Raw genomic sequence first — 22,499 nt, forward strand, 5'->3', positions numbered from 1 at the left:
CCGACGGTGCTGTATGGGATGGCGGCGATCGATCGTGATGGTCGGCTGACCGAAGCGGTGGTTATCCCTGCGCTGGGCTGGCTACCGGGTACCCGGGTGGATGTCCGGGTGCGTGGTGGCCTGGTGCTCGTGACCGCCGATCCGCACGCTGCGTTCCGGGTGACTCGGCCTGGTCAGGTTCGGTTGCCGGCGACGGTCCGGCACTGGTGTGGGCTCACCGCCGGCAGTCGGGTCCTGCTGGTCGCTGACCCGGCCGTCGGGCGGCTTGTGGTCCATCCGCCGGCCGCCGTGCACGCAATGATCACCGCATCTCATACGGCTGCGTTGGACGGTGAGGCGGCATGACCATGCAGCCATCTTCGAGTCGGCCGAGCCAGGCTGACCTGGACGCGGCGATGCTGCTGCTGTCCCGGCTCGGTATCTCACCGGGCGACCTTCAACAGACCGCGCCTGCGGGTCCGCCGGCACCGACGTTCGCCGAGTACATCCCCGTGGTGTCTGAGGCGGTCAGCGCCGGTACCCGCCGGGTCTACGCCTCCTACTGGAACCGCGTTCTCAAGGAGTGGGGCCACCGGCGGTTGGACGAGCCTGATCCCACCGAGATCAAGCGTCTCGCCGAGCACGTCAAGGCGCACGTCGTTACGCGCCGCAACGCCCGCGGCGGTCGCAGCGCGGCGGAGCACCTGATCGCGGCTCTGCGGTGTCTCTACAACCACGCCGTCGCCGACGGGCATCTCGCCGAGGCGGACAATCCCGCCCGTAAGGTTGCCAAACCACGGCGCCTACCCAGCACCCGCCGCGCGGTGCCGGACACCCGGCTCGCCGAGATCAATCAGGTCGCCGCCACGACCGGCGACGATCCGGCTCTGGACTGCCTGCTGCTGCGGCTACACACGGAGACAGCCTGTCGTCGAGGCGGAGCGCTGGCTCTACGGCCAGCGGACCTTGACCCGGATCAGTGCCTCATCATGCTGCACGAGAAGGGGGAGACGGTGCGCTGGCAGCCGGTGTCGCCTACCTTGATGCGGCACCTGCAACAGCACGTGGAGGAGCGGCCGGCCGCCCCGACAACGCCGCTGCTGCGTTACCGCAACGGCAAGCCGATCACGTATCGCCGCTACGACTACCTGTGGGAGCGCATCGGCAGACACCTACCCTGGGTAGCGACCCAGCAGATCAGCACCCACTGGCTACGCCACACCACGCTGACCTGGGTCGAGCGGAACTTCAGCTACGCCGTCGCCCGCGCGTTCGCCGGCCACAACGACAGCGGCGGCGACACGGGCACCACGACCACCTACGTGCGCGCCAGCCTGCAAGAGATAGCCGCCGCCGTGGCAGCCCTTACCAGCGAGCCGCACCCGTTGGCGTAGACACACGAGTTGACTCGCCTGGTCACGCGGGGCGGCGGTCTGCCATCACTGGCAGCGTGCTTTCCAAAGCCGCGAGATCGGGCTGAGGTGGTCGCAGACGGTTGTCGGGAGCGTTACGCGGTAACGCTCCCGACAACCATCTCTGCGGGACGGAGTCCGCGCCGATCCCGTCAACGCACGAGGCGCAGCCTGGGGCCATGACTCGTTAGCTCAGACCCCGGCCGGTGATCGCGCCGAACATCCCGCCGAGCCGCTGTTCTGGGCCGTCAACCTCTGTCTTGTGCTCGGCCAGCGGGTGGGATTCGCCCGTCAGCGCCGCCAGGGCCTGCGCGACTTCGTACACATCGGCGCGTACGTAGGTCGACGTGGTACCGGCGTCACTCTTCCCGTCGTGCCCGGCGAAGGCTCGCGCGACGGCGTAGCCGAAGTTCCGCTCGACCCAGGTCAGGGTGGTGTGGCGTAGCCAGTGCGCCGTTACCTGTTGGGTCGCGACCCATGGAAGGTGAAGGCCAAGCCGCTGGAACAGGTGGTCATAGCGGCGGCTCGTGATCGGGTTGCCGTTGCGGTAACGAAGCAACTCGCCCTTACGATCGCCGTCGCCTCGCTCCTCGACGTGTAGAAGAAGGTGCTGCGCCAGGGTCGGTGATATCGGCTGCCACCGAACGGTTTCCCCCTTCTCGCTGAGCCGCACGAGGCATTGCACCGCGTCGAGGTCGCAGGGGCGTAGTGCGAGGGCGCCGCCCCTGCGACACGCTGTTTCGGCATGAAGCCGAAGTATCAGCGAGTCGAGTTCGGGGTCGTTGCCGGTGCTGCCTGCTACCGCGAACAGTTGCGCAAGCTGCTTCTCGGGCAGTGCCCTCCGTGTGCTTGCCAGCCGTCGCGGTTTGGCTACCCGCAGGGCTGGATTCTCGGTTTCATCGATGAGGCGGTCAGCGACGGCGTACTTGTAGAGACATCTCAGAGCCGAGATCAGGTGTTCGGAGGCCGTACGACCTCCGCGGGAGTTGCTCCTTACGATCGCCTCGGTCTTCACCTGTTCGGATAGTTGCTTGACCTCCAACGGGGTCGGCTCGTTCAATCGACGATCCCCCCAGGCGTCACGCACGCGTCGCCAGTAGGAGTCGTAGACGCGACGTGTTCCGGGGGTAACCGCGTCCGCAACGCGATCGATGTACTCGGTGAACGTGGGCATCTCTCGGCTCGGTGGGGGCGCCACGTCGCCCGGACTGAGCAGTTGCTCAGGTGTGATGCCCAGGCGCGCGAGAATGAGCCGTGCGGCCTCCACCTCGCCGCTGCTGAGGGAACGACCCGCCGCCGACGTCACCGTGGGGCTCCGAGGTGATAGGCCAGGACCATCGCGTCGACCACAGCAACCGGATATGCGAGGAGCAGGTCCAGAGACGCGGCGAGCAGTAGCCGGTCTCCTGCTTTCAACCGGGTGAGGTGCCGTGCGGTGGCCGGCAGCCGAAGATGCCCCTGCCGGTCGAGCACATGGGTGCTCTTCTCATGCGGTGTGATGACAAGGGCGTGCTGGGCGGCGGTGACAGCGACGGGCAGTCCAGGTTGCCATCGTAGCGCCGCCAGGGCCGACCGGGCTGCAAGGCGACCGTCGACATCGATCGCGGTGACCGAGTAGTGCATCGCGTTGCGTTGCTCAGGCGTGCGTAGGTGTGGCATCGGCAGGCTGCGACCGTACCCACCGGGCGACGGACCCTCTGACCGCAATGCTGACCGGAGCCGGTCGATGTACGGCGCCGGGACGTCGACGGGAGGCAAGCCCGCCGAGGCGGAATGAGAACGCTCATCGGAGATAGACATAGCCCCACATCCATGGCTCGATGGAGGGGCGCGTGCCGGGTACGGACGAGCACCTCAGCTCGGCCGCCCGCGTGGCGGCATGCGATGCCTACGCCGCGCCCTCGTCTGCTTACGAGAATCAGCCTGTCCATGCGACGTTGGTGGCAGCGCTACCAACGGCTACCGGCGGTGTTACCAGGAACAGAACGGCTCCGGCGCTATCTGCCGTACGGAACAGCCGTTGCCGCCGTTCCCTGTTCCATCGCCATCCGGGTCAGCTTGTTCCCGATGCCATTCCCTGTTCCATCCCGGCTGGTAGCCGCCGGCCAGGCGTACCCGCTGTTCCCCGGCTGCACGACGAAACGCACAGCGACGGATGCGGCGTTGCCGGCTACCGCTGCCCTGTGTGCGAACGATGAACGGCGGCGCGAGCGCAGGGAGCGTCGGACCCAAGCGGCGGACTCAGACCACGGTGAACGGAGTCTCCTGCCGGCCATCCTCCACCGACCGATCGGTCGCCGTGGCTGTCCGCGAGAGGACATTCAGGGAACAAGCAGGCCCCATCGGGCCGGCCCCAACGCACGGGGGCCTCCCGCCTCAACAGGCCAGTCACCTCCCGATCCAGGGTGCTCACCCTCATCGGATCCGGCCAACGACAAGCAGCGCTCGACGGAATGCGGATGACGCGGGGCGCCACCCAAGGCGACACAACGGGGTTTGGGCACGAAGCGCCGCCAGATTAGGGAACGGTTCCCGATCCGCCGCACCTCCTGATGGCTACCGGTCGATGCGGGCCAGCGAACAGCGCGCGACCAGGATCGCGACGTCCACGCGGTAGCCATCCGGCAGCGCCTGCCTCCGAGCCTTGATCGCGGTGCGGCGGCCAGGGAGGGCCGGCGCCGGCGGAGGTGACGGAACGATGAGGCAGACCGAGGCCAGGGGTGAGTGTGCCGCTGGCGAGTGTCGGGGAACAGGGAACGGTCTCGACGCGCTGGGTGGTTGGGTTCTCGACGTGGGGGCGCTGATCGCGTTCGCGAAGGCCGACACCTTTGTCGGAGCCATGGTGGCCTCGTGCCGTCGTCGCGGGCAGACCGTGCTGGTCTGTGACACAAGCGTTGCCTTGGCGGCCGAGGCTGTCCCGCAGCACACCGACCGCCTTCTGGATCTCGTTCAGGATGCGAACACGTGGCTCGCCGAACTCGCGGCTGCCGACCGGGTTGCTGTTGACGCTCTTCTTTCGCGTGCTGGCGGAGATCTCAGTCTTGCCCATCTCGTCTACGAGGCGGCACGGCGGGGCTACGCGGTGCTGTCCGATCGGCAGGCGGATGTTCTGGCGGTCGACGGAGAGCTTTTCGTAGAGGCCGCGTAATCCGCACGCATGGAATGGCATGAAGGACCGCTGCGCCACAGCGCGGCCGATACGGGTGGCACCAGATCGGGGTTGTCTTCCCTCGGATCACCCGGGGCGACCCTGCACCGAAAGGGGTGCCCCGGCCCGCACGGCACCGGCCGGGGCACCCCCTGGTTCAGAGTGGTGTGGAGCAGACGGCGAGGCTGTGTTCGTATGCGGTGCCGCATGAGGCACTCGCGATGGCCCGTTCGCGTTCGGCGAAAGTCACGGCGGGGTCGTGCGGTACCGGTGTACCGGCGCGTTCTTCTACCTCGATGGGGCAGCGACCGGTTTCGTCGTATTCACCGCCGCGCCAGGGGTTCCGGCTGCCGGCGAGGCGCAGGTAGAGGTAGATGTGGTGGCCGCAGTGGCGGCAGGTGGCGACTTGGGTGCCGCTGCCGTCGGCGAGCTGGGTGTAGGTTCCTTCGGCCAGTGGGATCACCCCTCAGACGTTCGCGACGCCAGCGACCATCTGGCACGCGGTTGAGAGTTTGTGCGCCGCGGGACACACGCTGGGCGGCGCGCAGTCGAGATAGGCATCAGGAGCGCGCCGTCGAGGCAGACCTCAGGAGATCGACATGCACCCGCCTCATCGCGAGCCCGTCGAGGGCGACCAGCCGGCCATCAACCTGATCTGCCTCGCCGACGGACCAGCGGCCGAAGCGGTCTACGCCGTCTGGGCCGCTCGTCGTCCGCGCTTCGGGGTAACCGTCGCGTCCTGTCCCGGGAACGCACAGGACGCGGGCGATCGGGACCGGCTGCGGCGTACCGCCACCGAGGCTGGCCCGCGGTACGCCGTCTTCGCGCACGACGCCGCCGCCCGGCACCTGCCCGCCCTCGCGATTCCGGGACCCCAGCGGCCACCACTGCACGTCTTTCTAGCAGCCGCACCGGTTGACAACTACGAGCCGTTGGGCCCCGCCACCGTACCCCTGACGGTCTTCGCAGCCGCGTCGACGGCGGACGGCCGGCAGGCGGCGATGGCCGACGGCATGGCCTGGCGCGAGCGGTGGGGCGGCGAGTTCGACATGCGCCTCTTCGACGCGGGGCAAGACTTCCTGACCGCCTGCGCCACCGAAGTGCTTTTCCTCATCGAGCAGGAACTCTCCGTCGTGGGAGGGGCGATTCCCGCCATCCGGATACCCGCGAACGGTGTGCGCACATGACGGCCACGCGGGTGCTCTCCGACGACATCGTCACCGATGCGGTGGAGTTCGTCCACCGGTTGCGACGCATCCCGTGGTCGGCACGCCGGTTCGCGGCCGATCCGGTCCAGGCGCGGCGGGAGTTCGGCCTCGCCGGTCCGGTGCCCGACGCGGTCTGCTCGGCCGGTCTGCCGCGAGTCGCCCATGGGGAAGAGGCGCTCTTCGACGTTCTCGATCTGATGAACCTGGGACTGCACCTGCGCCTGCGGGGGCCGCATCTGGGCGCGATGCGGTTCTGGGGCGCGTTGCTGGACCGCCCACTCGGCGAAAACCGTAGGTACGAGGTCAACTACAATCCAATCTGCCCGGTGCCCGGACACGCGTCGGACTGCGAGTATTTACTCCGGACTCCAGACGAGACCACCATCCGGGTGCGCCAACCCGCAAACGAAAGCGGGACGGTGCACACCGCCACGGTGCAGCTGCGCAACGACTGGCCGGACGCGCCGCCGTCCGTGCGGGCACTGATCGAGGATGTCACCCATATTCAGCAGGTCCGGCTGCCTGAGATCCTCCGCTGGGACACCAGTTTCGCACTCGCCTCCGGCATCGGCGACTGCGCCGGCATCGCCCGGCTGCTGACCGAGCGCGGTCGCGCGCGTGGCTTGGCGGTGCGTCTCCGGTACGGGCTGATCGTCGCGCCACCGTACTCGATGCAGCATTTCTGGGCGGAGTTCTTGGTCGAGGACCGCTGGGTGCCCTACCAGCCGGGACTGGTCAACGCGCTGATCCGCTGGGGTGTGCTTGCCGCCGATCGCTGGCCCGCGCACCGGTCACCGGGCGCGGTCCTCGTTGGCCTCTCCAGCCAGGTCGCCCGGGCGGCCACCCATGACCACTTCAACGTGTGCATGTCGTTTCCCACTCGATTGATCTGACGGGCGGTGGTCTTGGTGGTACGGGGACACGGTGATCCGCCCATGACGAACAAAGAGACGGCAGTGGTCGGAGGAGTGATGACGAACCCCTGGCAACGCGTCACCGACGTGGCTACCCGCTTGAGTACTGTTTCCCGGGAGAGCCGCTACGACCCCTACGCCCTCTTCGACTGGCCGCCGTCGCTTCCCGACAACCAGTACTGGATGAGCCCGGAGTTGATGACGGGTTACGGCACGGCGTTCTGGGACGAGCTGGACGAGCCGCAGCGGGTGATGCTCAGTCGCTACGAGGCGGTCAACTTCTTCAGCGTCAACGTCCATCTGATCCGCGAGCTGATCGGTGGCGTCGCCGACCGGATCTATACGACGTGGCATCCGGGGTTGTCGGAGTTCTTCCACGACTTCATCGCGGAGGAGAACGTTCACGCCTGGTTCTTCGCCACCTTCTGCCAGCGGTACGGCGGGAAGGTCTACCCGATCCGGCGGATCGATCTGGGGAGTTCGTCCGCGGACGGCATCGTGCGCGACCTCGTCGTCTTCGGACGCATCCTCATCGCGGAGGAGCTGTGCGACTTCTTCAACGTGGCGATGGCCGACGATGATCGGCTCCCGCCGATCTGTCAGCAGATCAACCGGGTGCACCATCAGGACGAGGCGCGGCACATCGCGTTCGGGCGCCAGCTCATGCGGGCGCTGCGGGACGAGGCGATCGAGCGCGTCGGCCAGGAGAAGGTCGCCGAGACGGGGGAGCACCTGGCGCGCTACATCACGTTCTGCGTGCGGTCCCTCTACAACCGGGACATGTACGCCGACGCGGCGCTCCCCGACCCGGCGGGAGTGCGCAACCGGCTGCTCGGCGACCCCCAGCGGACCGAGATGCACCGGCGGGCCGTGGGGCGCACGGTCGCGTTCTTCAACCGGATTGGAATCGTCGACGGTGACCGCGTCCGCCTGTAGCGCGATGGAGCCGACCTCCCTCGCCGACTGGTTCGTCCGCGGATTGCACGCGGCACCGGAAGGGCTCGCGCTGCGCGTCGGTACTGATGCCTGGACCTACTCGGAGTTGTACGGGCGGGCGCTGGCGCTGGGCGGGACGGTGGCCCGCACAACCGGCCGCTCCCCGGTCGGGATACTGGCGGCCCGCAGCGTCGAGTGCTACGCCGGCATCCTCGGCGCGATGTTCGCGGGTGCCCCGGTGGTGCCACTGAACCCGACCTTTCCGCTGGACCGTACGGTGGCGATGGCCAGCCGCGCCGGGGTGCGGGCGGTCATCGCCGACCGCAGTGGCGCGGCGGTGGTACCGGCGCTGCGGGCGGCGCTGCCGGACCTGGTGGTCATCGCGCCCGATCCGGCCGTGCTGGCGGTCACCGACGGTGTCGAGGCCGGCGACCCGCTGCCCGCGCCAGTGGCCGTAAGCCCATGCGACATCGCGTACACGCTCTTCACCTCCGGTTCCACCGGAGCCCCCAAAGGCGTGCCGATCACCCACGCCAACGTGGCGCACTTCCTCACCACCAACCAGGCGCGGTACGGGTTGACACCGAGGGACGTCTGCTCCCAGACCTTCGAGGCCACCTTCGACCTCGTCATGTTCGACCTGTTCATGACGTGGGGTAGCGGCGCGGCGCTGGTCTCCACTCCGGTGCACGTGTTCGGCTCGCTGCCGGAGTTCGTCGCCGACCAGGGGCTCACCGTGTGGTTCTCCGTGCCGAGCGCCATCGCGCTGGTACGCCGCCGCGGCGGGCTGTCGCCGGGGAGCATGCCGTCACTGCGATGGAGCCTCTTCTGCGGCGAGGCGTTGCTCGGCGCCGACGCCGAGGCATGGCAGGCGGCCGCGCCGAACTCCACGGTGGAGAACCTGTACGGCCCAACCGAGCTGACGATCGCCTGCAGCGCGTACCGGTGGGATCCGCGGCGTTCGCCGGCGGAGTGCGTCGACGGCGTGGTGCCGATCGGGCGGATCTACCCCGGCCTGGATCACCTACTGCGGAACGAGGCCGGAGAACGAACCGGCGACGAGGGCGAGCTCTGCGTGGCCGGGCCGCAGACGTTCCCCGGGTACCTCGACGCGCGGGACGACGAGGACAGGTTCGTGGAGTACGACGGCGTGCGCTGGTACCGCACGGGCGACCTCGTGCGGAGTGTCCGGGCCGGCCTGGCCTACCTGGGCCGGGTTGACCACCAGATCAAGATCCGCGGATATCGGGTGGAGCTCGGCGAAATCGAATGGCACCTGCGCCGGGCAGCCGGCGTCGAGGAGGCCGTGGTGGTACCGGTGCGGGACGCCCTCACCCATCGCCTGGCCGCCTGGTACACGGGACGGGGCGACCTGGCCGGGCGCCTGCGCGGGCACCTCGCGGCCAGCGTGCCGGCGTTCATGGTGCCGCATTGGATCCACCACACGAGCGGGCTGCCGCGCAGCCCGAACGGCAAGATCGACCGACGGGCTCTGGCCGAGTTGGCGCAGCAGCGGGCGGACGGCCACGCCTCCGTCGAACAGGTCGTCCAGCAGCATGGACACGGATAAACGGGGAGACGAATTGCGCGTTGTTCTCTTGGGCGGAGCGGGCTACATCGGCTCGGTCGTCGGTGCCGAGCTGGTTGATCGGGGCCACGACGTGGTGGCGGCCGACGACCTGATCTACGCGCGTGACCCGGAGGCACACCCCGCTACCCGGACGACCCTGATTCGCGGTGACTACCGCGACGAGGAGCTGTTGCGCCGCGTGCTGCGCGGCGCCGACGCGGTCGTCCACCTGGGCGGCCTGGTCGGCGAGCCGGCATGCGCGGTGGACGAGGTGCTCAGCGTCGAACTCAACTTCGCCGCCGCGGTGCTCGCCGGCGAGGTCGCGGTCGAGGTCGGGGTACCCCGCTACATATTCCTCTCCACCTGCAGCGTCTACGGCCGCCAGGAAGGGCTGGTGAACGAAGGGACGCGCCCCAACCCACTGTCGGTCTACGCCTGGACGAAGCTGGCCGCCGAGCACCAGTTGGCCGAAATTATTCAGGGCAACGCGCACCTGGTGGTATTGCGGCTCGCCACGGTGTTCGGGCTTTCGCCGCGGATGCGGCTGGACTCCGTGGTCAACTCGATGACCTCCCGCGCCGCCACCACCGGGGAGATCCCGCTGACCGGCGGTTCGGCCTGGCGGCCGCTGGTGTACGTCGGGGACGTGGCGGACTGCGTGCGGAGGTTGGTCGAGGCACCCCCGCCGGCACCCAGCGGTGCGCCGCTGATCCTCAACGTGGGTAGCGACGCCAGCAACCACACGATCGCCGATATCGCGCGGACCGTACAGGAGCATGTGCCGGCGGCCCGGATCCGCCTCCAGGGAACCGTGCAGGACGAGCGCGACTACCGCGTGTCGTTCGAACACATCAGTCGGGTCCTGCCCGGAGCGTGCCAGACACCGATCACCTCCGGTATCGAGGAAATCGCCGCGGCGGTACGGGCGGGCCGGTTCACCGACCCGGACGCGATCGAGTTCAACAATCTGCGCGGCCTGCGGGCAGCGCTCGCCGAGGGACGCACGGCGGCGTTGCGCAACGGCGCGATGGAGCGGCTGCGCAAGGACTATGAGGCTCGGGTCGAGGCCGGTCCGCCGCCGGTCATCACCGCGTCCGTCGCGCCTGGGGACACCGGCTCGGCCCGTCCGGCCGAGGCAACCGGTTACGACGAGGCCGCCGCGGCGGCCTACTGGAGTCGGGAGCGGCTGTCCGGCGTGGCGCCCGGCGAGGTACCGGCGGAGGACGCGATCGTGCTGTGCCAGGGCAAACCCACGCCGATCAGCGAGGGTTACGCCGATTGGGAGAGCGACTGCCTAACGGCGATGCTGCCCGACCTCGGCGGCCAGCACGTGCTTGACCTGGGCTGCGGCGTGGGGCGGTTGCTGCCCGGACTGGCCGCCCGATGCGGGCACGTCACCGGCGTGGATATCGCACCCGGCATGCTTGAGCGGGCTCGCGCGCGGGTCGCCGACGCGCCCAACGCCCAGCTCCTGCTCGGCAGCGTGGCGGACGTACCGCTGCCGGACGCCAGCGTCGACGCGGTGGTGTGCCTCGGTGTGTTCGAGCACGTCCCAGCCGAATTCCGCGAGCGGGCGCTGACCGAGGCGGCGCGCCTGCTCCGCCCCGGTGGCAGGCTGCTGCTGGAGCTGAACAACGCGGGGAGCGTGCTACTGGCCAGCGCCCACGACGACAACCCGTACCGGCGGGGGACGCAGCTGACCAACGGCTACTTCTGCGAGTTGATCCAGGTGGAGGCGGTGCTCGCCGCCGCGGAGCGGCTCGGGTTGGCGGTGGTCGAGCGCGTCGGCAACCCGTTCTTCTCCGCGACCCGCCACGGTGCGGACGTGGTCGCCCCGGAGGCGTTACCCGACCTCATCGAACACGCCCGCGCGCTCGACCGGACGCTGGGCCGCTCCCGCGCGCTGCATCCACTGGCCGACCAGCTCATGATCCTGCTGGTGAAGCAATGACCGCCGAGGTGGCGCGGTCGCCGGAGGTGCTGCCGTGGAACCGCCCGCAGCTCGGGCCGGAGGAGATCGACGAGGTCATCGACACGCTGCGCTCCGGCTGGCTGACCACGGGTCCGAAGACGGCGCGGTTCGAGTTGGGGGTGCGGGAGCTGACCGGCGCCGAGGACGCGTTCGCGGTCAACTCATGCACCGCGGCCCTCCACTTGGCGCTGCTGGTCAGCGGCATCGGGCCGGGTACGGAGGTCATCACACCCAGCCTCACGTTCTGCGCGGTCGCGAACGTGGTTGTCCGGGTCGGCGCCACACCGGTCTTTGTCGATGTCGAGCCGGACACGCTCAACCTCGATCCCGAGCAGGTGGCCTCGGCGGTCACCGACCGCACCCGGGTGATCGTGGCGATGCACTACGGCGGCCATCCGTGCGAGATGGACCGGCTGCGCCAGATGGCTGACGACCACGATCTGCTCCTGCTGGAGGACGCCGCGCACGCGATCGGCGCCGACTACCGGGGCCGGCCGGTCGGATCGCTCGGCGACGCGGCGGCGTTCAGCTTCTACGCCAACAAGAACATGACCACCGGCGAGGGCGGCATGCTGGTGGGGCGCGCCGATCTGGTGTCGGCCGCCCGCCTGCTGGGTCGGCACGGGATCGATCGTGGGGCATGGCTGCGGCACGGCAGCCGTGGGCCGGCGGAGTACGACGTGGTCGACGCCGGGCTGAAGTACAACATGTCCGACATCCTCGCGGCGATCGGTCTGCACCAGTTGCGGCGGCTCCCGGCGTTCATCGCCCGGCGCACCGAGATTGCTGAGCGGTACACCCACGAACTGGCCGACCTGTCCGCGCTGTGGCTGCCCCGCGCCGCCGGGCACGTGCGACACGCCTGGCACCTCTACCCGGTGCAGATCGACCCGGACCGGGCCGGCCTCGACCGGGACGGACTGGCCGCCTCGCTCGCCGCCGCCGGGATTGGCACGTCGATGCACTTCACACCGATCCACCGGCTGCGAACCTACCGGGGACTTGCCGACCCGGCCACGCTGCCGCACACCGAGCGGGCGGCGGATCGCCTGCTGTCGCTGCCGTGCTACCCGGCGATGAGCGATGACGACGTCGGCCGGGTCGTCGGGGCCGTGCGACGTGCCCTTATGGAACGGCGGCCGTGATGCCGCCGACGGAAGCTGAGCTCCGGTACCCCAGGTTGGGAGGCCCGCCATGCATGTTGTTTTGATTCGAGCCCCGGAAGACGAGCTCCACGACGATCGCCTGGATCCGCCGCTGGGACTCATCTATCTGGCCTGCGCCGTGGAGGACGCCGGACACGAGGTGTCGCTGGTCGACCTGTGCGGCGGCCGAGATCTGAGCGAGATCCCGGCCGGCGACCTTTACGGAATCTCCGCCTTCACCACCAGCTACCACGTGGCGCTCAAGATTCTGCGGTACCTGCGTGAGCGCGAGCCCAACGCGGTGGTCATCGCGGGCGGTCCGCATGTGTCGGCGGTGAAGGGCAAGGTGCTGACAGAGGGGTTCGACTACGCGTTCGTCGGTGAGGCCGAACGAACCCTGCCAGAAGCGGTGGAACCGATCGCGCGGCGCCGCTACCTCAACCGGTTGATCGAGGGACCAGAGGTACGTCCGCTCGACTCGGTACGGTTCGACTTCGGCGTGGTGGACCTGCCGTCATACAGCCGTACCGTGGAAAACCGCCGCTCCGCGACGCTGCTGTCAGCGCGCGGCTGCCCGTACAAGTGCCGGTTCTGCTGGACGCCGAACAACTTCGGCGCGATCCGGTTCCACTCCACGGAGTACCTCCGGGATCAGCTGCTCGTCATGCGGGACGAGTACGGCATCGACGCCGTCACGTTCCACGACGACAGTTTTCTCGCCGACAAGGAGCGTGCCTTCGAGGTGATGGACCTCCTCGCCGACCTGGGCTTCATCTGGCGGGCCGAATGCAACCTGCTGCACCTCAAGCCGGACGTGTGCGAGCGGCTGGTGCGTACCGGTTGCAAGCACGTACTAGTTGGGGTGGAGACCGGCAGCGTCGCGATGCTGCGGGCGATGCGCAAGCCCCAGAACCAGAGCGTGATCAGCGAGGGAATCCGCAACGCCGTGGCCGCCGGGCTGACGATCCGGGCCAGCCTCCTGGTCGGGTTCCCCGGTGAGACCTGGGACACCGTGCGCGAATCGGTCGCGTTCCTCAACGAGCTGCCGTTCCAGGAGTACAGCCTCTACAACTTCACCCCGTTCCCGGGGACCGATCCATACGAGAATCCCGAGCGGTACGGCATCGAGTGGATCAGCGAGGACTACGCGGACTTCTATCTCCTCAAGGGCTACAACCAGGCCAACTACAGCTACCGCACAAAGGACTTCGGGCCGGAGCAGCTCGCCGAGTGGCGCGAGTACATGATCACCGAGCTGGACCGCTGGCATGCACCGAGCGTCCGCGTGGAAGGCAAATGGACCATCGGGTCGGAGAAGTAAACCATCGGCGGGAAAGGTAAGGGGAGACATGGCGGCGCGAACGGTTCCCACCGGCCTCGGGTACGACGACCACGTCCGGCGGCTGGACGTGTGCGGCTTCACCGTGATCGAGGACGCGCTCGATGCCGGCCTGGTCCAGCAGGCGCGTCGGCGAATCGAGGAGCTCTACCGCGCCGACCCAGGCGTGGCCGCGAACCGGTCCACCCCGACGGGCACCTACCACCTGGAAAACCTGGCCAACAAGGGCCGGATCTTCGAAACGTTCTTCGTCAGCAACGGCCTGGTGCTGAAGCTGGCCGAGCGGTTCCTCGGATCTGACTTCATCGCTCAGGACGTCTGGTCCTTCGGTATTCCGCCGCACTCGCCCGCGTACCGGCTGCACTCCGACGACGACGTGCGCACGCCCGGCACACCGCTGTCCATGGTGACGATCTACCCGCTGGTGGACTTCACCGCCGACAACGGCGGTACCCGCGTCGTGCCCGGAAGTCACTGGATACCGCGCTATCCGGACGGCCCCGACTGCCCCGGCGAGATCAACATCGAGGCGCCGGCGGGTTCGTGCGTGATTCTCTTCGGATCGTTGTGGCACTCCTCGGGCGCCAACCGCACCGATGCCATCCGCACCTCCATGTCGGCGTACTTCACCGTGCCCTGGATTCGTCAGGAGCTCGACTTCAGCCGCGCCCTCTCACCCGAGGTACTCTGCCGGGCCACCCCCGACGTCCGGCGCATCCTCGGGCTACGCGGCCGCGCCCCCTACACCGAGCGGTGGCAGTGGGACGAGAACACGGGCATGCCGAGGCCGGAGCATCACGCCGCGCTTTCCGCCGGCGGCGTGGGGCGCTGCTGCTTGCCGGACCTGGAGGCCCGCGATGACGATCGGTAGCGAGGCCGCGCTGCTGCTGCGGGTGGCGCGGCCGGCGTTGCTCGACACCGAGGTCGACGAGGTGCGAGGGCTCATCGCGGCCCAGGATGACGAACTGGACTGGGGTCTCTTTATCGACCTGGCGTTTCGGCACCACGTGCTGCCACTGGCGAGCCGCAACATGCTGCACTACCAACTGCACCCGGGACTTGCCCGCCAGGGCGGGTTCCTCTACGAGGAGATGTTCACCAACGCGTACCAGGTCAACCAGGTGCGCAACGAGGCGCTCGCGCGGGAACTCGTGACGATCCTGCGCGAGCTGGCCCGCCGGTCGGTCCGACCGGTGCTCCGCAAGGGCGCGGTCCTGGGTCAGGAGCTGTACGGCGACGTCGGGGTCCGCCGTTCCTTCGACATCGACCTGATGGTGGAGCCGGACGAGCTGCCCGTCGTCGAGGAGGTGCTGGGCGCGTTGGGGTACGCCGAGGGTAACCTGTCGGCGAACCGGCGCGTCGTCGTTCCCCGGGACCGCAGACAGGCGCTGTTCTGGGCGATGCGGGTGCCCAACCGGCAACTCCACCGCCCCACCAGCGAGCGCTTCGTCAACACGTTCGTGGTGGACATCTGCCTCAATCACTTCCTGCCCGGCACGAGGTACGACCTGCCCGCCGCCGACCTGGCCAACCGGTCCCGAACGGTGTACCTGTTCGGCGTCCCCGCCCGGGCCTTCACCCCGGAGGAGACAGTCATCGACCTGACCACCCACCTGTTCAAGGAGGCGACCTCGCTGCATTACCTGAAACTGGCCAAGGACCTGACACTGTCGAAATTCCTCGACATCGCCACGCTCGCCGGCACCCAACCGATCGACTGGTCGGTGGTTCGCGAGCGGGTCGACTCCTACGGGGTCCGCGAACCGGTCTACTTCGCCCTGCACTACACCGATGTCGTGTATCCCGGTGCGGTCCCCGGCGACGTGCTGGATGCGTTCCGCGTGTCCGATCTGGCTTTCTTGCGGGAGATCGGACACGTCGACAAGGATGTCCGGCAATGGCAGGGCGATTTCATGTCGCGGCTGTTCGATTCTCGGCGCGCCGCGGACCTGCCGTTTCCCCGCGTATCCCTATGAGCAGGTCCGGAGGAGGCGCCATGCGCGCGGCGGTGGTGGTGCGGTGGTGGAATAGCCTGAGCCCGCCCGACGGTCTGTGGCGAAGCGCTTCCACCGTAGCGCGCGCGGTATGGTCGGTCAGCCCGCTGCTGACCCTGTCGCTGGCCGCGACCCTGATCGCCACCGCGGTCTTCCCGCTGGTCCAGATGATCGCGGTGAGCACGGTCGTGGGTGGACTGCCCGAGGCCGCCCGGGACGGCACCGGATCGCCGGCCGCCTCGGCGGTCTATCTGGGGCTGGCGACGATGGCGGTGGCGTACTTCGCCGCCCAGGTGGCACCGGCCGCGCAGTGGTCGCTCGGGCGGGTGCTGGGCGCCCGGGTGGACGTGCTGGCCCGCGACCGGATCGTGGACTCGGCCCTGGACCCGCCCGGGCTGGAGCCGGTGGAGCGCGACGCGGTACGCGAGGCGGTGACGCTGGCACAGGACGCCCGCTCGGCCACCTTCGGCGCGGACGACGCGATCCGAGCGGTCGCCAATCTCGTCTCCGGGCGCGTGCAGGGACTGGTCGCGGCGGGAATCCTGGTCACGTTTCACTGGTGGGCGCCGCTGGTGCTGCTGCTGACGTTCCTGCCGTGGGACGCGTACTTCCGGGCTGAGCACGGCAAGGTCGCCCGTAGTTGGGTGGAGCGTACGCCCGAGCAGGCCCGGGCCGCCTACTTCCGGCGGTTGGGAACCGACGCCGCGGCCGGTAAGGAGCTGCGGGTGTTCGGCCTCGCCGGCTTCGTCCGGGGCCGGTTCGCGGCACACTACCTGGCCGGGATGACCCCGCTGTGGCGCGAGCGCACGACCAACCTGCGCCGGTTCATGCCACCGGTGTTCACGGTGACGGCCGGCTACCTGACCGTCTTCGGGGTCCTGGGGTGGGAATTCGCCACCGGACGGCAGTCATTGACCGCCACCGCGCTGTACCTGCTGATGGCCGGTCAGGTGTGGCGGCTGGCGCCCAGCTTCAACGATTTGAGCCGCCTCGCCATCGGCGCCACCCTGCTGCTGTCGGCTCGACGTCTGGCGGATGCGCCACCGGAGAGCGCCGCGCGGACCGCCCCGGCCGGGCGTGCGGACGTACGGCCCCCAGGGCAGATCAGGTTCGAGGGGGTGTCGTTCGCGTACCCGGGCGGCGCGGAGGTGCTCAGCGGGTTGGATCTGACGATCGAGGCTGGGCGGTCGCTCGCCATCGTCGGGGACAACGGCGCTGGGAAGACCACACTGGTGAAGCTCCTCTGCGGCCTCTACCAGCCGACCGCCGGTCGGATCACGGTCGACGGCACCGACCTGCGCGACCTTGACGCCTTCGCCTGGCGCCGGCACGTGGCCGCGGTGTTCCAGGACTACGTGCGTTACCCGCTCACCCTACGGGAGAACGTCGCCATCGGGGCCGGTGACGACGCGGACGGCGACGGCGCCGGGCGGGCCCTGGCCGATGTCGCCGCCGCCGACCTGGTCCAGCGACTGCCGAGCGGACTGGACACCGTGCTGGGGCGCGAGTTCGCCAGCGGGGTGGAACTGTCGGGCGGGCAGTGGCAGAAGGTCGCGGTGGCGCGGGCGCTAGCCGGTCTGCACGCCGGCGCGAGCGTTCTCATCCTCGACGAACCCACCGCCAACCTCGACGTACGGGCGGAGGCGGCGCTCTTCGAGCGGATCCTGACGGTGCACCAGGGGAGTACCACGCTGCTCATCTCGCACCGGTTCGCCAACGTGCGCCGGGCGGACCGAATCGTGGTGTTGGGCGGGGGCCGGGTGGTCGAGGACGGCTCCCACGCGGGACTGCTCGCGGCCGACGGTGTGTACGCCGCGGCGTTCCGCCTACAGGCCGAACGCTTTCAGGACGCGCACGCGGCCGGCACTCCGTCGGGGGAGCGGCGATGACGGGGCGGCGACCGGGACCGATCGGGCGACTGGGACCGATCCTGCGCGACGTGCTGCGCGCCGACCCACGGCTGGCCGCCACCGTCGTCACGATGCGGCTGGGCGCGGCGGTCCTCACCCCGCTGGACGCGGTGGCGCTGGGTCTACTCGTCGACGCCGGTCTCCGCGGCGACGTGCGGGCGGCCGTGGGTTGGGCGGCCCTGCTCGCCCTCTCCGACGTGGGCAGTTCCGCCCTCAACCATCCGGCGGGCAAACTCGAGCTGACCCTTCGGGAGAAGACGAACTTCGTCCTCGAACAGCGGCTGCTGCGCGTGTCGACCGCGCCGGGGAGCCTGGAGCACCTGGAACGCCCCGAGTACCACGACCGCATCGAACAGGCGCGCGACCGGTCCTCGTCCCTCGGCGATCTGCTGGTGCGGGCGATCGCCCTCGCACAGGCTGTGGTGTTGCTGGGCGCTGTGCTATTCGCCCTGGTCAGCGTGGACTGGATACTGTTGGCGCTGGTGGCGGCCGCCGTACCGGCGGTCTACCTCGCCGGCCGGGGCGAGGTGCTGCGGATCCGGGGAACGGAGCGGGCGGCCCCGTCGCTTCGGTTGGCCGACCGGCTGTTCGAAATCGCCTGCCAGGCGGGTTCGGTCAAGGAAGTCAAGATCAACCGCGCGGAGCGGCTCCTGCGCGTCCGCTTCGGCGCAGCATCGCGAGAGGCGTACCGTGCCCTCGATACGGCCGAGGCACGGGCCGTCGCGTTCACGGTCGCGGGCTGGCTGGTCTTCTCGCTGACGTTCGTTCTCGCGATGGGGTACGTGGTCCGCGAGGCCGCGGCGGGGCGCGCCACACCGGGCCAGGTCCTACTGGTGCTGGCGCTGGCGATCCGGCTCACCGAGCAGGTGGACGAGCTCAGTGGCGCGGTGAGCGGGGTGCGGCGGGCGGTGCTGGATGTGCGGCGCCTGCGGTGGCTGTACGAGGTAAGCGGGGTCGAGCCGGCCGCGACGCAGCCGTCACCCGCGCGGCCCGAGCCGCCGCGGACCGGCCCCGCGCGGCCCGATCCGCTGCGGCCGAGCCCCGCCCAGCTGGTCGGGGCCGCCGAGCCGGGGCCCTCGGACGGCCGGGCGCCCGGCGACATCGTGCTGCGGGAGGTGAGCTTCCGGTACCCCGGTACCGAGGTCGACATCCTCCGTGGCGTGTCGCTGCGGCTGCCGGTCGGTACCACGGTCGCGCTGGTCGGCGAGAACGGTGCCGGCAAGACCACCCTCGTCAAGCTGCTGTGCGGGCTCTACCCCCCGAGCGGCGGGGCCATCACGGTCGGCGGCATGGATCTGCGGATGATCGGCCAGGACCGGTGGTCGGCGGCGCTGTCCGCCTCGTTCCAGGATTTCGTCCGCTTCGAACTACTGGTGCGCGAGGCGGTTGGCGTGGGCTGGCTCGAACGGATGGATCACGACGGTGCGGTGCGGGCCGCGATCGACCGCGCCGGCGCCCGCCAAGTCGTCGAAGGGCTGCCGCGCGGACTGCGAACCCAACTCGGTCCGCAGTGGCCGGATGGAGCGGAACTGTCGCTCGGGCAGTGGCAGAAACTGGCTCTCTCGCGGGCCATGATGCGCCCGTACCCGAGCCTGCTCGTCCTCGACGAGCCGAGCGCCAGCCTCGATACCGCCGCCGAGCACGCGCTGTACGAGAGATTCAGTCGTGCCAGCGAGTTCGGGGCGGCGACGAGCGCGATCACGTTGCTGGTCTCGCACCGGTTCTCCACCGTGCGTATGGCGGACGTCATCGTGCTGCTACGGGACGGCCGGATCGGCGAGGTCGGCAGCCACGACGAGCTGATGCGGATGGGCGGCGGGTACGCCGAGTTGTTCGAACTACAGGCCCGGGGCTACCGGTGAGCAAGCGGGAGGCGGGGGAGCGACATGACAGAGTACGGAGAGCTGACCACCTCGACGGGCGTCGACACCGATTCCGCCGTGTTGCGGCAGCGGATCGACACCGACGGGTACCTCTTCCTGAAGGGACTGCTGCCCACCGCTGAGGTGGCGGCGGTACGCGCCGATATCCTCCGCCTCTGCGCCGAGGCGGACTGGCTCGCCGAGGGCGGTGCCGGCGACGGCGTGGTGGATGTGACGGCGTCCTGCCAGCCGCCGGACCCGCGGTACTACGCGGTCTACCAACGCGTGATCAGCCTGGAGTCGTTCAACCGGCTGGCGCACGCGACACCGCTGTTGGACATGATGAAAACGCTGCTCGGGCACGACGACGTGATTCCCCGGCCAGCGCGGCTCGCCCGGCTCATCTTCCCGCAGCCGGACGTCGGCGCCACGCCGCCGCATCAGGACTACCCGCACGAGCAGGGCACGCCCGAGGCGTACACGGCGTGGGTCCCTCTCGGGAAGGTGCCTCGACAGCAGGGCGGCCTGGCGGTCTGGCCGGGCTCGCACCGACACGGTGTGTTCGACCACGGCTTCGTGCCGGGCGTCGGCGGCCTGGGCATCCGGGTGGACGGGCTGGGCGCGTCGTGGCTGACCGCCGACTTCGATCCGGGCGACGTCGTCGTCTTCCACAGCATGACCGTGCACAAGGCGCTGCCGAACCGAACCGCCGACCGGATCCGGATCTCCGCCGACTTCCGTTACCAGCGGGCCAGCACTCCGCTGGCACCGCACATGCTGGAGCCGAGCGGCGGAAAGCTCTCCTGGGCGGACGTCTACGCCGGCTGGTCCAGTGACGGGCTGAAGTACTACTGGAAGCAGTGGGACCTCACCACCACGCCGTACGACTACCGCTACTACCGCCGCCGTGACGAGCAGGCGCTGGAGTTGGCTCGTGCCGGCGACCGGAACGCCCGGGAGTTCCTGCGGACGATAAGCGTCCGGAATCCGGACCCCGATCTGCGGTCGGCCGCGGCGCGGCTGCTGGCCGAGCTCTCTTCGGACGGTGCCCAGGCAGGTTCGGATCAAACCGCCGGGAGTACGACGTGAGCGCACCCGAGCTGGCCGTCGTCATCCCCGCGTACTGCACCGAACGCCGGCACGGATCCTCCCGACTGTGGTTGGCGCTGGTGTCGCTCTGCCGTCAGACCCTGCCGCCGGACCGGTACGAAATCATCGTGGTGGACAACGGCAGTGAACCACCCGTGGCCGAGCTGTTGCCGCGTTGGGACCTGGCCGATCGGGTTCGGGTGGTGACCCGGGCCCGCAGCGGGATCTGCGGCGCGTTCAACGCGGGCATCGCCGCGGCTCGCGCGCCATTGGTCCTGCTCGGCACCGACGACGAGATCTTCGGACCCGGTGCGCTGGAGGCGCACGTGCGCCACCACGCCGGGTTCGATCAGCCGCAGGTCGGCTTCGGCGTGTGTTACATGGCATACCACACCGAGGTTTTTCACGACGTCACCACCGCCGAGGTGGTGCCACAGGTACGGGCCCGGATGGCCGGTCGGGCCGAGTCGGCGTGGCTGGCGGGCGCGTTGACGGCGCTCGGGCTGGTTGAGCGGGCGATCACCCCGGCCGACGTGGAGTCGGGATTCGACCAGCTGCTGCGGCTCTCCGGCAAGGTCGCCCTCTTCGCCGACATCGAGCGGACCGTGGGATCCGGACGTTGTCACCGGTTGACCGCCGGGTGGCTCGCCATGCGCCTGGGCAACCACACGGTACCGACCGAGGCGTTGCGGGCCGTTGGCGGCTTCGACGAGGAACTGGACGGGTACGGCGGCTGGCTTTCCGATGTCGAGCTTGGTTTTCGCCTGGTCGCGCACGGGTTGGCGTTCGGACTGGTCGCCGACGCGCCGTCTATCAACCTGCCGCACCCGCGCGGCGACGGATATCTGATGGGGGAGGTCCCGGCCATGGCCTATGTGATCAATAAACACCGCCGGATGGACGTCGCGCTGGCCCCGCTCTACTTCCAGCGGGGTTACGGCATCGCGTCCTTCTCCCGCCTGCTCGCCACCGCGGGTGCCGCCACTGGTGGGCCCGCCTGGGTGGCGCCCCCTGCCCGCGAGGAGAGGGTTGCCTAGTGGACGACAACCGCAGCGTGCCGTTCGTCGACCTGCCGGCCCAGATCGCGCTGGTCCGGGAGGAGATCGAGAAGCGGTTCGCCCAGATCATCGACACCACCTCGTTCATCCTGCGTGAGCACTGCCAGCGCTTCGAGGAGGAGTTCCGCCGCTATCTCGGCGTCGGCCACGCCCTTGGGGTGGGCAATGGGACCGACGCACTCGTTCTCGCGCTCCGGGCGATTGGGCTGCGACCGGGCGACGAGGTCATCACGGCGGCGAACTCCTTCATCGCCACGGCGGAGGCGATCGTGCTCGCCGGCGGGCAACCGGTCCTGGTCGACGTCGATGCGAGGACCTACAACATCGATCCGGCCCGGGTCCACGAGGTGGTCACCCCGCGCACCCGCGCGCTCATCCCGGTCCACCTGTACGGGCAGCCGGCGTCGATGCGACCGCTGCTCGACCTGGCCCGCGACCGCGGACTGGCCGTCATCGAGGACGCCGCCCAGGCGCACGGCGCCCGGTACGACGGCCGGCGGGTGGGCTCCCTCGGCACGTTGGGCTGTTTCAGCTTCTACCCCACGAAAAACCTGGGGGCGTTCGGTGACGCCGGTGGGGTGGTGACCGACGACGACGAGTTGGCGGTGCGGGTCCGGATGCTGCGCGACCACGGCGGCCTGACCGCGGACGATCATGACATCGTCGGCCAGAACAGCCGGATGGACGCGTTGCAGGCTGCGGTGCTCAGCGTCAAGCTGGCCCACCTCGACGAGTGGAACGACCGCCGGCGCCACCGGGCGGCCTGCTATGCGGAGCGGCTGTCAGCCCTGGAGGACCGGGTCGTGGCGCCGCACGCCGACGGAGACCACATTTACCACATCTACGTGATCAGAGTCGCGGCGCAGCGCCGCGACCCGCTGCTGCGGTACTAGTACTCCAGCCGCACTTGCCTGACCTGAAGTTTTGGCAGCTCGTCGGCTTGATCGCCGCCTGGCGGAACCG

At 69.4% G+C, this 22,499-nt stretch carries 20 protein-coding genes; 17 read left to right on the plus strand and 3 right to left on the minus strand.

Annotated elements, in window-relative coordinates; all coding sequences use genetic code 11:
• The first annotated feature begins 18 nt into the window (after positions 1-18).
• Together ACLQ2T_RS26155 and ACLQ2T_RS26160 are read left to right on the plus strand one after the other, a co-directional pair.
• On the plus strand, positions 19-345 hold the full coding sequence (locus ACLQ2T_RS26155; protein ID WP_425769003.1) for an AbrB/MazE/SpoVT family DNA-binding domain-containing protein: 327 nt from the start codon (positions 19-21) through the stop codon (positions 343-345).
• Entirely contained in the window at positions 342-1,373 is a 1,032-nt protein-coding gene (locus tag ACLQ2T_RS26160) for a tyrosine-type recombinase/integrase (RefSeq protein ID WP_425769004.1), read from the plus strand. The genes ACLQ2T_RS26155 and ACLQ2T_RS26160 overlap by 4 nt, the downstream gene beginning before the upstream one ends.
• Positions 1,374-1,578: 205 nt before the next feature.
• Here ACLQ2T_RS26160 and ACLQ2T_RS26165 read toward each other — a convergent pair whose 3' ends face one another.
• Together ACLQ2T_RS26165 and ACLQ2T_RS26170 are read right to left on the minus strand one after the other, a co-directional pair.
• On the minus strand, positions 1,579-2,697 hold the full coding sequence (locus ACLQ2T_RS26165; RefSeq protein ID WP_425769005.1) for a tyrosine-type recombinase/integrase: 1,119 nt from the start codon (positions 2,695-2,697) through the stop codon (positions 1,579-1,581).
• Entirely contained in the window at positions 2,694-3,050 is a 357-nt protein-coding gene (locus ACLQ2T_RS26170) for a hypothetical protein (protein WP_425769006.1), read from the minus strand. Before ACLQ2T_RS26170 ends, ACLQ2T_RS26165 begins: the two co-directional genes overlap by 4 nt.
• Positions 3,051-4,089: 1,039 nt before the next feature.
• Between ACLQ2T_RS26170 and ACLQ2T_RS26175 the strand changes: the two genes are divergently transcribed.
• Complete coding sequence (locus ACLQ2T_RS26175; protein WP_425769007.1) at positions 4,090-4,539, plus strand: hypothetical protein; 450 nt, start codon at positions 4,090-4,092, stop codon at positions 4,537-4,539.
• 157 nt (positions 4,540-4,696) lie between these two features.
• Here ACLQ2T_RS26175 and ACLQ2T_RS26180 read toward each other — a convergent pair whose 3' ends face one another.
• Positions 4,697-5,002, minus strand: coding sequence for a hypothetical protein (locus ACLQ2T_RS26180; protein WP_425769008.1), 306 nt, complete (start codon positions 5,000-5,002; stop codon positions 4,697-4,699).
• A 136-nt stretch (positions 5,003-5,138) separates the two neighbouring features.
• Here ACLQ2T_RS26180 and ACLQ2T_RS26185 point away from each other — a divergent pair, with 136 nt between their 5' ends.
• The 14 genes from ACLQ2T_RS26185 (at position 5,139) to ACLQ2T_RS26250 (ending at position 22,429) form a co-directional block, all read left to right on the plus strand.
• Positions 5,139-5,726 carry a hypothetical protein gene (locus ACLQ2T_RS26185; protein WP_425769009.1) on the plus strand — a complete coding sequence of 196 codons (588 nt, stop codon included), beginning with the start codon at positions 5,139-5,141 and terminating at the stop codon, positions 5,724-5,726.
• Complete coding sequence (locus ACLQ2T_RS26190) at positions 5,723-6,640, plus strand: transglutaminase domain-containing protein (protein WP_425769010.1); 918 nt, start codon at positions 5,723-5,725, stop codon at positions 6,638-6,640. Before ACLQ2T_RS26185 ends, ACLQ2T_RS26190 begins: the two co-directional genes overlap by 4 nt.
• 78 nt (positions 6,641-6,718) lie before the next feature.
• Positions 6,719-7,597, plus strand: coding sequence for a diiron oxygenase (locus ACLQ2T_RS26195; protein ID WP_425769027.1), 879 nt, complete (start codon positions 6,719-6,721; stop codon positions 7,595-7,597).
• Entirely contained in the window at positions 7,578-9,167 is a 1,590-nt protein-coding gene (locus tag ACLQ2T_RS26200) for an AMP-binding protein (protein ID WP_425769011.1), read from the plus strand. Before ACLQ2T_RS26195 ends, ACLQ2T_RS26200 begins: the two co-directional genes overlap by 20 nt.
• A gap of 13 nt (positions 9,168-9,180) precedes the next feature.
• On the plus strand, positions 9,181-11,118 hold the full coding sequence (locus ACLQ2T_RS26205) for an NAD-dependent epimerase/dehydratase family protein (protein ID WP_425769012.1): 1,938 nt from the start codon (positions 9,181-9,183) through the stop codon (positions 11,116-11,118).
• Entirely contained in the window at positions 11,115-12,284 is a 1,170-nt protein-coding gene (locus ACLQ2T_RS26210; RefSeq protein ID WP_425769013.1) for a DegT/DnrJ/EryC1/StrS family aminotransferase, read from the plus strand. Before ACLQ2T_RS26205 ends, ACLQ2T_RS26210 begins: the two co-directional genes overlap by 4 nt.
• 49 nt (positions 12,285-12,333) lie before the next feature.
• On the plus strand, positions 12,334-13,605 hold the full coding sequence (locus ACLQ2T_RS26215; RefSeq protein ID WP_425769014.1) for a B12-binding domain-containing radical SAM protein: 1,272 nt from the start codon (positions 12,334-12,336) through the stop codon (positions 13,603-13,605).
• A 103-nt stretch (positions 13,606-13,708) separates the two neighbouring features.
• A complete protein-coding gene (locus ACLQ2T_RS26220) occupies positions 13,709-14,494 on the plus strand; it encodes a phytanoyl-CoA dioxygenase family protein (RefSeq protein WP_425769015.1) in 786 nt (261 codons plus the stop codon).
• Complete coding sequence (locus ACLQ2T_RS26225) at positions 14,481-15,599, plus strand: nucleotidyltransferase domain-containing protein (protein WP_425769016.1); 1,119 nt, start codon at positions 14,481-14,483, stop codon at positions 15,597-15,599. Before ACLQ2T_RS26220 ends, ACLQ2T_RS26225 begins: the two co-directional genes overlap by 14 nt.
• A gap of 20 nt (positions 15,600-15,619) precedes the next feature.
• Positions 15,620-17,506 carry an ABC transporter ATP-binding protein gene (locus ACLQ2T_RS26230; RefSeq protein ID WP_425769017.1) on the plus strand — a complete coding sequence of 629 codons (1,887 nt, stop codon included), beginning with the start codon at positions 15,620-15,622 and terminating at the stop codon, positions 17,504-17,506.
• Positions 17,503-19,389, plus strand: a complete 1,887-nt coding sequence (locus tag ACLQ2T_RS26235) for an ABC transporter ATP-binding protein (protein WP_425769018.1) — start codon at positions 17,503-17,505, stop codon at positions 19,387-19,389. The genes ACLQ2T_RS26230 and ACLQ2T_RS26235 overlap by 4 nt, the downstream gene beginning before the upstream one ends.
• A 24-nt stretch (positions 19,390-19,413) precedes the next feature.
• Positions 19,414-20,478, plus strand: a complete 1,065-nt coding sequence (locus ACLQ2T_RS26240) for a phytanoyl-CoA dioxygenase family protein (RefSeq protein WP_425769019.1) — start codon at positions 19,414-19,416, stop codon at positions 20,476-20,478.
• Positions 20,475-21,515: a glycosyltransferase family 2 protein gene (locus ACLQ2T_RS26245; RefSeq protein WP_425769020.1), complete on the plus strand. Its 1,041-nt coding sequence runs from the start codon at positions 20,475-20,477 to the stop codon at positions 21,513-21,515. Before ACLQ2T_RS26240 ends, ACLQ2T_RS26245 begins: the two co-directional genes overlap by 4 nt.
• Positions 21,515-22,429 (plus strand): DegT/DnrJ/EryC1/StrS family aminotransferase, encoded by a 915-nt coding sequence (locus tag ACLQ2T_RS26250; protein WP_425769021.1) that lies wholly within the window; start codon positions 21,515-21,517, stop codon positions 22,427-22,429. Before ACLQ2T_RS26245 ends, ACLQ2T_RS26250 begins: the two co-directional genes overlap by 1 nt.
• The last annotated feature ends 70 nt before the right edge of the window (positions 22,430-22,499 follow it).

Origin of the sequence: Micromonospora sp. DT229 (assembly GCF_049844505.1) — a bacterium.
Lineage (GTDB): Bacteria > Actinomycetota > Actinomycetes > Mycobacteriales > Micromonosporaceae > Micromonospora.

What these genes read in the sequence shown, in the direction of transcription:
- ACLQ2T_RS26155 (WP_425769003.1), top strand. Translation starts at nt 19, where the DNA reads ATGGCGGCGATCGATCGTGATGGTCGGCTGACCGAAGCGGTGGTTATC.
- ACLQ2T_RS26160 (WP_425769004.1), top strand. Translation starts at nt 342, where the DNA reads ATGACCATGCAGCCATCTTCGAGTCGGCCGAGCCAGGCTGACCTGGAC.
- ACLQ2T_RS26170 (WP_425769006.1), bottom strand. Translation starts at nt 3,050, where the DNA reads ATGCCACACCTACGCACGCCTGAGCAACGCAACGCGATGCACTACTCG.
- ACLQ2T_RS26175 (WP_425769007.1), top strand. Translation starts at nt 4,090, where the DNA reads ATGAGGCAGACCGAGGCCAGGGGTGAGTGTGCCGCTGGCGAGTGTCGG.
- ACLQ2T_RS26185 (WP_425769009.1), top strand. Translation starts at nt 5,139, where the DNA reads ATGCACCCGCCTCATCGCGAGCCCGTCGAGGGCGACCAGCCGGCCATC.
- ACLQ2T_RS26190 (WP_425769010.1), top strand. Translation starts at nt 5,723, where the DNA reads ATGACGGCCACGCGGGTGCTCTCCGACGACATCGTCACCGATGCGGTG.
- ACLQ2T_RS26195 (WP_425769027.1), top strand. Translation starts at nt 6,719, where the DNA reads ATGACGAACCCCTGGCAACGCGTCACCGACGTGGCTACCCGCTTGAGT.
- ACLQ2T_RS26210 (WP_425769013.1), top strand. Translation starts at nt 11,115, where the DNA reads ATGACCGCCGAGGTGGCGCGGTCGCCGGAGGTGCTGCCGTGGAACCGC.
- ACLQ2T_RS26215 (WP_425769014.1), top strand. Translation starts at nt 12,334, where the DNA reads ATGCATGTTGTTTTGATTCGAGCCCCGGAAGACGAGCTCCACGACGAT.
- ACLQ2T_RS26225 (WP_425769016.1), top strand. Translation starts at nt 14,481, where the DNA reads ATGACGATCGGTAGCGAGGCCGCGCTGCTGCTGCGGGTGGCGCGGCCG.
- ACLQ2T_RS26230 (WP_425769017.1), top strand. Translation starts at nt 15,620, where the DNA reads ATGCGCGCGGCGGTGGTGGTGCGGTGGTGGAATAGCCTGAGCCCGCCC.
- ACLQ2T_RS26235 (WP_425769018.1), top strand. Translation starts at nt 17,503, where the DNA reads ATGACGGGGCGGCGACCGGGACCGATCGGGCGACTGGGACCGATCCTG.
- ACLQ2T_RS26240 (WP_425769019.1), top strand. Translation starts at nt 19,414, where the DNA reads ATGACAGAGTACGGAGAGCTGACCACCTCGACGGGCGTCGACACCGAT.